The 3202-nt window shown below is 46.8% G+C and carries 3 protein-coding genes; all 3 read left to right on the forward strand.

Going from position 1 to position 3202, the window contains the following annotated elements:
• The first annotated feature begins 446 nt into the window (after positions 1-446).
• Positions 447-1448 (forward strand): ABC transporter substrate-binding protein, encoded by a 1002-nt coding sequence (locus ACTRDR_RS14640; protein WP_440528357.1) that lies wholly within the window; start codon positions 447-449, stop codon positions 1446-1448.
• Positions 1449-1596: 148 nt separating this feature from the next.
• On the forward strand, positions 1597-2478 hold the full coding sequence (locus tag ACTRDR_RS14645) for an ABC transporter permease (RefSeq protein ID WP_022154474.1): 882 nt from the start codon (positions 1597-1599) through the stop codon (positions 2476-2478).
• Positions 2472-3202 (forward strand): ABC transporter ATP-binding protein (locus ACTRDR_RS14650; RefSeq protein ID WP_440528359.1); only part of this gene is annotated, 731 nt, incomplete at its 3' end. The genes ACTRDR_RS14645 and ACTRDR_RS14650, both read left to right, overlap by 7 nt.

Here is a 3202-nt window from a genome sequence, read left to right on the forward strand (position 1 = left end):
ACAAATTTTCTAAAAATAGTATTGACAAAACAGAAAAGAAAGATTATTCTTAGACACATAAATAACATTCATAAGTTTACCAAACCTGTGAGGAAGAGTAGTAAGCCTTAGGGAATTTTACAGAGAGCCGTGGGTGGTGGGATCACGGTAAAGGAACTTTCGCCGAATGGACTTCCGAGGCTGGCCCGAGAACAGATCAGTTTTAGGCGTCAGCGGGATTCGGACCCGTTATCAAGCCGATGGATATGATAGTATCCAGAGAAAAGTGGACATAATCCGTAAGGATTTGTTAAATTGAGTGGCACCACGATGATGAGCAAGAGCTTATTACCGTCTCAAATGTATAGGAATATACATTTGGGGCGGTTTTTTTATTCGAGGTTCAGTAATCTTATGAGCAAACTAATTTCAATTGCGTGGATACGCAGAAAGAGAGGAATAAGATTATGAAGAAGAGAATTTTAGCAGCAGTATTAACCGCAGTTATGGCAATGGGTGCCCTCACCGGATGTGGCAGCACAGGAAGCAAGGATAACTACACCATCGGTATTATGCAGTACGCCGTACACGGATCTTTGGATAACTGTCGTGAAGGATTTTTACAGGGACTTGCCGAGGAAGGCATCGTAGAGGGCGAGAATCTGACGATTGAATATGTCAATGCACAGGCAGACAACGGAACCTCCGCCATGACCGCCAGCAATTTCGTAAGTAAGAAAGTAGATATGATCTGTGCCATCGCAACTCCTTGCGCCATGGCAGCATATAATGCTACAATGAATACGGATATTCCCGTGATCTACACTGCAGTATCCGATCCTGTGGAAGCAGGTCTGGCCAATGAAGACGGTACTCCCGTAGGCAACATCACCGGTACTTCCGATGCGTTAGCAGTAGATGCACAGTTAAAAATGATCCGCGAGGTACTTCCCGAAGCGAAGACCATCGGTATCATCTACACCACCAGCGAAGCAAACTCTATCAGCACCATCGCAGAGTACAAGGCTCTGGCAGGTAACTACGGATTCGAGATCGTGGACAGCGGTGTTACCGCAATGTCTGAGGTGGCTCTGGCAGCAGCGGATGTCGCATCCAAGGTAGACTGCATTACCAACCTGACCGACAATACCGTAGTAAGTGCACTGCAGACCGTACTGGATGAAGCTAATAAGGCAGGCATCCCCGTATTCGGTTCCGAGGTAGAACAGGTTAAGGTAGGCTGCGTGGCATCCATGGGTCTGGAATATATCGAGCTTGGTAAACAGACCGGTAAGATGGCAGCGAAAGTCCTGAAGGGAGAGGCAAAGGCTTCCGAACTGAACTTTGAAGTGATCTCCGAGCCCAGCCTGTATGTGAACTTCGCAGCAGCAGAGAAGATCGGCCTGGAATTACCTGAGAACTACAAGACTGATGCTTACCAGTCTTTTGACGAGATTGTAGTACAGTAATTGGGATATTACTGCCGTCAGGCAGAAAGTAATAGAGTAATCTGGATATACAGAATGATAAGATGTTACTTCGTGTCCCCGGTTCGACAAAACGAGGAACAGTCACTAAGCCGTGAGGACAGAAAATATCTGTGGAATGGAGAGAACTATGGCGTTATTATTAAGTGTACTGGAACAAGGAATGATCTACGGCATCCTGGCACTGGGTGTCTACATTACCTATAAAATACTGGATTTTCCGGATCTCACGGTCGATGGCAGCTTCCCCTTTGGGGCTGCCATCACTGTGCGTCTGATCAACGGCTTCGGCGTACCGGCGATCCTCACGCTTCCCATTGCGTTCCTCGGCGGAGCACTGGTGGGAATCTGTACCGGACTGATCCATGTGAAATTAAAAGTCAGAGATCTGCTCTCCGGTATCATCATGATGACCGGTTTGTATACCATCAATCTGTGGGTGGCAGGCTCCGGCTATGTAGCTATTTTTGATAAGGAAAATATTTTCAACAACAGCTTTGTGAATAGTATTACTCCGGGCTTTTTGGTAAATTTCAAAAATGTGATCATTATTTTCCTGATCACCATGGTAGCAAAATATCTGTTAGACTGGTACATGAGCACCAAGTCCGGATTTTTACTTCGTGCCGTAGGTGACAATGATACCATCGTTACCAGCCTCGGTGTGGACAAGGGACTGGTGAAGATCGTGGGTCTGTCTATTGCCAACGGTCTTGTATCCTTAAGCGGCTGTATCTATGCACAGCAGCAGAGAAGCTTTGAAATCTCCATCGGAACCGGTGCGGTAGTCATTGGTCTTGCCAGCGTCATCATCGGCACCAGTCTGTTCAAGAAGGTAACATTCTTCCGTGTGACCAGCAGTGTAGTGGTAGGATCCATTCTCTATAAGGCATGTGTGGCAGTTGCCATGTTTGCAGGCATCAGCCCCAACGCTATCAAGCTGATCACAGCAGTCCTGTTCCTGATCATTCTCGTGATCAGCATGGACAGAAAGAAGGTGAAAGCATGCTAGAGCTTATCAATATCAATAAAAATTACAATCCCGGTTCGGTCAATGAGCTGTGTCTGTTCAAGGATTTCAACCTTACGGTAAAAGACGGAGAATTCGTATCTGTCGTAGGAAGTAACGGTTCCGGTAAGACTTCTATGCTGAACATCATCTGCGGAAGTATTGCGGTGGACAGCGGCAAGATCCTGATCAACGGAGAAGATATTACAAAACAGAAGGATTATATTCGTCAGCGTCGGATCGGCAGAGTGTATCAGGATCCCTCCAAAGGGACCTGTCCCAGCATGACGATCTTAGAGAATATGTCTATTGCAGAGAATAAGGGTAAACCTTATAATCTGGGACGTGGTGTGAATAAAGCAAAGCTGGAAACTTATCGCGAAATGTTGCGGCCTTTGAATTTAGGTCTGGAGGATAAGATGGGTGTGCAGGTCGGTTCCCTCTCCGGAGGACAGAGACAGGCGCTGGCACTTCTCATGGCGACTATGACACCGATTGATTTCCTGATCCTGGATGAGCATACCGCAGCGTTGGATCCCAAGACCGCGGAGATTATCATGGAACTCACCGACCAGGTCGTGAAAGAGAAAAAAGTGACCACAATTATGGTCACACATAATCTGCGCTATGCCGTAGAGTACGGCAACCGTCTGATCATGATGCATGAAGGAAAAGCTATTCTCGATAAGACCGGCGAGGAGAAGAAGAGCATCAACACGGAAGAGAT

This window comes from Simiaoa sp. (genome assembly GCF_051972595.1).
GTDB lineage: Bacteria > Bacillota > Clostridia > Lachnospirales > Lachnospiraceae > Acetatifactor > Acetatifactor hominis.

Excerpts from the sequence above, each read along its gene's own strand:
- ACTRDR_RS14640 (WP_440528357.1), top strand. The coding sequence starts at position 447 with ATGAAGAAGAGAATTTTAGCAGCAGTATTAACCGCAGTTATGGCAATG.
- ACTRDR_RS14645 (WP_022154474.1), top strand. The coding sequence starts at position 1,597 with ATGGCGTTATTATTAAGTGTACTGGAACAAGGAATGATCTACGGCATC.